The sequence below is a fragment of the Actinomadura sp. BRA 177 genome (genome assembly GCF_013372625.1).
Lineage (GTDB): Bacteria > Actinomycetota > Actinomycetes > Streptosporangiales > Streptosporangiaceae > Spirillospora.
This window is the reverse complement of record NZ_JABXFD010000200.1, coordinates 1-2,916: the sequence shown is the minus strand read 5'-3', so window position 1 is coordinate 2,916 and position 2,916 is coordinate 1. Positions and strand designations below refer to the sequence as shown.

Genomic DNA, 2,916 nt, shown 5'->3' with positions numbered 1-2,916 from the left:
TGGTCGGCTGCGTCGGCGCGCGGGTGCGGGCGCGGCCCAAGGACGGCGGCAGCGACGAGGGCTCGACGGTCTACTACGCCGGCGGGGCATCTCGAACGTCGTGGACGCGGGGCGGCTGTTCGGGGGGCCGGCGTCCGCGCGCAAGCCGTGCGAGGGACAGGCGGGCGTCGCGCGCGGCATCCCGGGCTCGGGGCGGTCACGCGGGCCGAATCTCACGGTGTCGATCCTGCGCTCTCTTCAAGGTCATCGGCAAGTGCCGAAGAGGGCGGTGCAGAGGGCTTCGGGGTCGTCGGCGGTGGTGAGGGCGTCCCGGTCCAGGCGGAGCCGGACGGACACCTCGCGGCGCATCGGATCCTCGGTGCCCTGGGCTGCGGCGATGTCCTGGAGGCCGACGGAAACGGTCTCCGGGATGTCGGCGGTGAGCGCCTCGGTGGGGAGTTCGTCCAGCCACAGGTCGAGGACGCGGTGGGCGAGGCCGTTCAGCAGGCGGCCCCATGGTTCGACCAGGTCGGGCGGGACGTTCTCCGTCCGCAGTTCGGGGAGGCCGAACCGGGCGAGGCCCTTGGTGGTGACGAAGGAGCCGTGCGGGCCGGACGTGTGCGGGAGGAGCATCCAGTCGGTCAGGTGGAAGTCGTTCAGGGAGCGGAGGAGGTGCGGCGGTGTGAGGATCTGCGGGGTGAAGACGTCGATCACCGGGGCGTCCGCGAGGGTGCCCAGGGCGCCGGCGACGGTGCGGGACGCCCATTCGTGCGCGGGCGGGCGGCCCGGACGGTAGGCGGCGCGGACGGCGATGACGTGGGCGGCGGACGTGATCGTCTCCAGGTCGGGCGCGGCGGCGCCGTAGGCGGCGAGGAGGTCGCGGGGCAGCGGGGGGAAGTCGGCCGCGGGACGCTGGTCGAGGGTGAGCATGGGGCTGCCGAGCATGCCGAGGACGAGGTCGCGCAGCGGCGGTTCGGTGTGCCGTGCCACGTGGTCGCGGGCGAGGGCCGCGGGGTCGTCGAGGGGTTCGGCGAGCGCCACGGCGTAGGTTCCGTAGAGGGTCTCCGGAACGGGCAGCGTCAGATGTTCACCCAAACTCGTCCCCCGAAGGTAGCCGGCACCCTTCGATCAGATCCGATGGGGACGTCGCAACGTATCTGGCGGCACAGGAACATTTACCTCACAGAGCGGCGAGACGGGCCCACGATCAGCGCGGCAGCCGCTGCTCGACCCAGACGATCTTGCCCGCGTCGGTGCGGTGCGTGCCCCAGCGCTCGGCGAGGTGGTGGACGAGCTGGAGGCCGCGGCCCGACTCGTCGGTGGCGTCGGCGTGCCGGAGGTGCGGCATGTTCGCGCCGTCGTCGTGGACCTCGCAGAGCAGCGTCCGCCCCTTGATCAGCCGGACGCCGAGCGAACCGGCGCCGTGCACGAGGGCGTTGGTCACCAGCTCGCTGACCAGCAGTTGCGCGGTGTCGCTGAGGGCGTCCAGGCCCCAGCCGGTGAGCCGGGCGGCGACCTGCGCGCGGATCCACGGGACGCTGTTCGGCTCGGGTTCGAGTTCCCAGGTGACGACCTCGTCCTTGGGGATGCCGTCGAACCCGACCGCGACGAGCGCGATGTCGTCGGCCGGGGTGTGCGCGGCGAGCGTGTCGAGCAGGTCGTCGCAGGTGCCGTCGAGGTCGGCGGGCGCTCCGGCGAGCCGGGCGCGCAGCTCCTCCAGGCCCTGCTCGATGTCGCGGTCGCGGCGTTCGAGGAGCCCGTCGGTGCACAGGACGAGCTGGGAACCGTCGTCGACCTTGACCTCCATCGTCTCGAACGGCTCGCCGCCCACCCCGATGGGCACGCCGGGCGGGACGGGCAGCACGCGGCTCTCGCCGTCCGCCGAGACGAGCACGGGCGGGACATGCCCCGCGTTGGCGAACGTGCAGCGCCGCGTGACCGGGTCGTACACCGCGTACAGGCAGGTGGCGAGGTACTCTTCGCCGAGCCGGCGGGCGAGCCCGTCGAGCTGGCGCAGCAGCCGGTCGGGCCGCATGTCGTCGGTGGCGAGGGTGCGGACGGCGGTGCGCATCTGCCCCATGATCGCGGCGGAGGTGAGCCCGTGCCCCATCACGTCGCCGACGACGAGGCCGAGCCGGCAGCCGGGCAGCGGGATGGCGTCGAACCAGTCGCCGCCGACCTGGGCGGCCTGCTCGGCGGGCCGGTAGCGGTAGCGGACGCGGGCCCCTGCGACGTCCGGCGGGTCGTCGGGCAGCATGCTGCGCTGCAGCTTCTCGGCGACCTGGACCTCGCGCCGGTACAGCCGCCCGTTGTCGATGCACAGCGCGGCGCGGCGGCCGAGTTCGTCGACCATGGCGAGGTCGAGCTCGTCGAACCAGGGCCGGTCGGGCTTGCGGAGCAGCTTGAACGTGCCGAGCACCCGGCCGCGCGCGATCAGCGGGGCGATGAGCAGCGAGCGCCCGGTGAACAGGGGGCGCAGGTCGCGGTCGCCGAACGCGGCGGCGAGCCGGGCGGCCTGCGCGGGGCCGACGCGCCGGATGTGCACGGGACGCCCGGTCCGCATGGCCTGGACGAACGGCGTGCCGGGCGGCAGGACGAGCGCCTCGCCTTCGGGGACGGCCTCGTCCCAGCGTCCGGGCTCGTCGTTGTGGGCGACGGCGACGCGGCGCATCAGCGCGGTCTCGTCGACCTCGGCGGCGGGCGGCGCCGAGTCGGTGACGACGCGTTCCAGCAGTTCGACGGCGGCGAAGTCGGCGAGCCGCGGGACGAGGACCTCGGCGAACGTCCGGGCGGCCTGCAGGTGGTCGAGCGAGCTGCCGATCTGCTCGCCGGCCTCGCCGAGGTAGGCGAGGGGCTCCCAGGCGGGCGGGACGTCCCGCCGGGCGGACCGGGACGGGCGCGCCCGCGCGGGCGCGCCCGTCCCGGTCCGCCCGGCGG

General features: G+C 74.5%; 2 protein-coding genes. Both read right to left on the bottom strand.

Translation table 11 applies throughout. The annotated features are described in order from the left end of the window. Window positions 1-243 precede the first annotated feature (243 nt). Entirely contained in the window at window positions 244-1,074 is an 831-nt protein-coding gene (locus tag HUX53_RS07090; RefSeq protein WP_255205017.1) for a hypothetical protein, read from the bottom strand. Window positions 1,075-1,186: 112 nt separating this feature from the next. Next, a partial coding sequence (locus HUX53_RS07085; RefSeq protein WP_176402361.1) for a SpoIIE family protein phosphatase occupies window positions 1,187-2,916 on the bottom strand: 1,730 nt, incomplete at its 5' end.